General features: G+C 31.6%; 5 protein-coding genes. 4 read left to right on the plus strand and 1 reads right to left on the minus strand.

What is annotated here, in order from left to right; all coding sequences use genetic code 11:
* Nucleotides 1–289 (plus strand): phage tail sheath C-terminal domain-containing protein (locus tag ACVC2P_RS11030; protein WP_452598525.1); only part of this gene is annotated, 289 nt, incomplete at its 5' end.
* Nucleotides 290–727: 438 nt separating this feature from the next.
* Nucleotides 728–1,531 carry a sulfite exporter TauE/SafE family protein gene (locus tag ACVC2P_RS11035; protein ID WP_452598526.1) on the plus strand — a complete coding sequence of 268 codons (804 nt, stop codon included), beginning with the start codon at nt 728–730 and terminating at the stop codon, nt 1,529–1,531.
* A gap of 15 nt (nt 1,532–1,546) precedes the next feature.
* On the opposite strand, the gene ACVC2P_RS11040 is transcribed toward ACVC2P_RS11035, so the two are convergent.
* Complete coding sequence (locus ACVC2P_RS11040) at nt 1,547–2,146, minus strand: class I SAM-dependent methyltransferase (RefSeq protein ID WP_452598527.1); 600 nt, start codon at nt 2,144–2,146, stop codon at nt 1,547–1,549.
* Between the two features lie 190 nt (nt 2,147–2,336).
* Here ACVC2P_RS11040 and ACVC2P_RS11045 point away from each other — a divergent pair, with 190 nt between their 5' ends.
* Both ACVC2P_RS11045 and ACVC2P_RS11050 read left to right on the plus strand, forming a co-directional pair.
* Nucleotides 2,337–3,638 carry a cytochrome ubiquinol oxidase subunit I gene (locus ACVC2P_RS11045; protein WP_452598528.1) on the plus strand — a complete coding sequence of 434 codons (1,302 nt, stop codon included), beginning with the start codon at nt 2,337–2,339 and terminating at the stop codon, nt 3,636–3,638.
* 5 nt (nt 3,639–3,643) lie between these two features.
* On the plus strand, nt 3,644–4,397 hold a 754-nt coding region (locus tag ACVC2P_RS11050), incomplete at its 3' end, for a cytochrome d ubiquinol oxidase subunit II (protein ID WP_452598529.1).

Below are 4,397 nucleotides of genomic sequence, written 5' to 3' on the forward strand. Positions count from 1 at the left end.
GTCCTGTAAACTCGCAGCAAGAGCCTATGTTTTTGAACCTAATAATAAAAACACATGGGAATCTGTAAAAGCTATGATTAGTAGCTTCTTAAATTCTATATGGAAAGAAGGTGGTTTACAGGGCGCGACTGCTGCCGATGCTTTTTCTGTAGCTTGTGGTTTGGGGAGTACAATGACAGCTCAAGATATTTTAGATGGTATAATGACCGTTACAATAAAAGTAGCAGTTGTGCATCCAGCTGAGTTTATAATCATTACTTTCCAGCAGCAACAAGCAACTTCAAGCTAATTCCTTTTTATGTTATCGATAAAAAAATTTAAATAATAGTCAGTAGATTTTAACTTTTATAAAAAGCTCAACTTATGCAAAATATATTTCATATTATTCATTAAACACTTCATCAAGTTTTAATGTCTCTCCATATTTATAATTTGTAATTCATTTATCTTTTTAAAAGCTGGCTTTATTTTCGGTCAGCTTTTTTTAAAATGCTTTGCTCAAAAATCTACAGAATATTATTTAGGCGTTTTTAGCAATAAAACCCTAGTATTTTCATAGATTAAATATACTATTTAACCCTTAACAAAAAACACCACAAAACACTAATAAACAAAAAGTTACACCTATCTAAAAAATCTATCTCAAAGAAAAAACTCGAGTTTTTTCTATTTGTAGACTCCATTATGAAACCGTATTTTTGAAATAATAATTTTATTCAAATTATATATGGATGTGTTAGATTTTCTGGGATATGTATGTGCTTTAATTATAGGAATATCTCTAGGTCTAATAGGTGGAGGTGGTTCTATTTTGGCCGTTCCAGTTCTAGCGTATTTATTTTCTGTAAACGAAAAAATAGCAACCGCATATTCACTATTTATAGTAGGATCCAGTGCTTTAGTTGGTGGATTTAAACAACATATAAAAGGATATGTAGATTGGAAAACTGCAATAATATTTGGTATTCCTGCTATACTTGGGGTTACCTTAGTAAGATATTATGTGGTGCCTGCACTACCAGAAGTACTTTTTAATATTGGAAGTTTTGAGTTAACACGCCGCATGGCAATGTTTGGCTTATTTGCTGTACTTATGATTCCGGCTGCACTTTCTATGCTAAAAGAAAAAAAAGAAAGACCTGTAAACAAGGAAGTAAAATGTAATTATCCCTTAATTTTTGCTGAAGGGTTATTAGTAGGAGGTATTACTGGTTTAATTGGTGCTGGAGGTGGTTTTTTAATTATTCCCGCATTGGTAATTTTAGCCAATGTAGAAATGAAAACAGCTATAGGCACTTCTTTAATAATAATAGCTTTTAAATCTCTATTAGGTTTCTTTTTAGGAGATGCATTAAAAATGGAAATAGACTGGCAATTTTTAACCATATTTACTAGCCTCTCGTTAATAGGTATTTTTATTGGAAGCTATCTGGGGAATTTTATAAACGGACAAAAATTAAAAAAAGGCTTCGGGTATTTTATTTTTATAATGGCTGCATTTATTTTTTATATGGAGTTTATTATGAATTAAATGATGCTATACAACTTACCGTTTTCTTATCACTAATGTAGTCATACACCTCAAATCCTGAACATTCAGAGTTTTAATTGGCTCTAGAAGCTCTAAGTTATTAAAATCTAAAAGCTTATTAAGAATTGGTCTAGTTAGTAAAAATCGCTCACTTTCATCAGGCAACCTATATATTCCATTAAAAACGTCCTGTACTTTATTTTCAAGACCAAAAATTGAGGTCATTCTAATGAATAATGTCCCATTGGGTTTTAAAACACGCAATAGCTCAGAAAACATTTCAAAAAAATGGGCTTCGCTCTTCGCAAAATGTAATACCGCATTACATATAACATGATGAAATGCTTCTGCTTTATAATTTAATGTTTCTAATTTACCTTCTGTAAAATTGTTTTCAAACTTATTATATCTAGCCTTTACACAGTCTATATGTGCTTTATTAGCATCTACACCAAATACGGTATAATTGTTATTATAAAACCATTTTAAATTTCTACCCGTTCCGCATCCTGCATCAAGAATAATTTCATCTTCTAAATACCTACCTTTTAAAATTTGATCTAATAAGTAAATATCTACCTGTTCTATCTGTGTTCTTAAACTTTGAAAAGGCATAATCATTAATTTATAGTTAAACTAAATGCTTCAAATATAATAGGTGTAAAGATACTAGAATTGAACTCCATTTTTGCACTATACATTAACTATCATTTTATCTAAATTTCTTGTTTTTTCAGGTTCGTTTTTTATCATAATTAACTGTTATAGATTAACTTTGTAAAAGTTTAATTTAAACATTTTAAATATGGAAAATTTAGATGCAGCAAGACTACAAATGGCATTCACTTTAATTTTTCATATTGTCTTTGCTTGTATAGGCATGGTCATGCCTTTTTTTATGATAGTTGCTCATAAAAAATGGTTAAATACAAGAAACCCTATTTACCTTACACTAACTAAATCTTGGCAAAAAGGAGTTGCTATTTTCTTTGTTACAGGAGCCGTTTCTGGTACAGCTTTATCTTTTGAATTAGGGTTACTATGGCCCGAGTTTATGAAATACGCTGGCCCCATTATTGGTATGCCTTTTTCTCTAGAAGGAGCAGCCTTTTTTGTAGAAGCAGTAGCTTTAGGTTTCTATCTCTACGGTTGGAAAAAATTACCTGAAAAATTTCACTGGTTTACAGGAGTTATCGTTGGTATTGCAGGTGTTTCTTCTGGTATTTTAGTTGTATCCGCTAACGGTTGGATGAACGCCCCTTCTGGGTTTGACTATGTAAATGGAGCGTTCCTAAATATAGACCCTATAAAGGCCTTATTAAACCCTGCTTGGTTTACACAGGCGCTACACATGACTTTAGCTGCCTTTACCGCAACAGGGTTTGCTGTCGCTGGCATACATGCCTATCAAGTTTATAAAAACAAACATCCAGAACTACATAAAAAAGCTTTTAAAATCGCCATTACTTTTGGAGCCATTGCAGCATTATTACAACCTATAAGTGGTGATTTATCTGCTAAAGATATTGCAAAAAGACAGCCTGTAAAATTAGCAGCAATGGAAGCACATTATAACACAGAAAAGGGAGCGCCTTTATACATTGGCGGTATTGTAAATAATGAAACACAAGAAGTAAATTATAAAATTAAAATACCAAATGCGTTATCCTTTTTAGCCTTTGGAGATTTTAATGCAGAAGTAAAGGGACTCAACGATTTCCCAGAAGATGAACGACCAAATGTAGCTATGGTACATTATGCTTTTCAAATTATGGTAGGTCTTGGCACCCTGTTACTATTAGCTGGCCTGTTCTTTTTTATTAGCCTTAAAAAGAAAAAATGGCGCCTTAATAAACGGTACTGGATTCTATTTATAATATTAGCACCTACGGGATTTATTGCATTAGAAGCTGGATGGATTGTTACAGAAGTAGGCAGACAACCATGGATTATTCATAATATCATGAAAACTAAAGATGCCGTTACCCCAATGCCAGGTATGGTGTATAGCTTTTATCTTTATGTTATTGTATATACTGTTTTAACACTTGCAGTTACATGGTTAATGTCTCGCCAAATAAAAGCATTGAATAACTCTAAAATTTAACAACTATGTTATACATTGTATTATCGTTTTTAGCAATATCATTATTACTTTATGTTGTTCTTGCTGGTGCAGATTTTGGCGCAGGTATTGTAGAGTTATTCTCTTCAAAAAAAAATCAAGAACAAACTAAAAAAACCATTTACCGAGTTATGGGCCCTGTTTGGGAAGCCAATCATATATGGATTATAATTATGGTCGTTATCTTATGGGTTGCTTTTCCTAAATTTTATAACATTCTAGTTATTTATTTACATATTCCTTTAACCTTAACTTTATTAGGCATTACACTAAGAGGCATTGCTTTTGTGTTTAGACATTATGATGCTTATATAGATAAATCTCAAATAATTTACGACTGGATGTTTAGAGTTTCTAGCCTAGTCACCCCCATTTTTTTAGGAATGACATTTGGCGCAACTATATCTGGCAAACTTATAATTACAGAAGACTATACTAACTTTAGCTTTAACCAGCTTTATATTATGCCTTGGCTAAATACCTTCTCTATTCTAGTCGGTTTATTTTTTGCAGGATTATGTGCATTTTTATCCTCTATATTATTAATTGGAGAAGCAGATACTACTAATACAAACATTTACTTACGGAAATCCAAAATAGCAACACTAACACTTATTGTTTTAGGTTTTATTGTATTGTGTTATGGTTTCTTTAATGAGATACAATTTGTTACCACATTTATAAACAATCCTTATACAATAAGCTTGATAATACTTTCTGCCATTTTAATATACCCTTTAT

The organism is Pontimicrobium sp. MEBiC01747 (genome assembly GCF_053601635.1).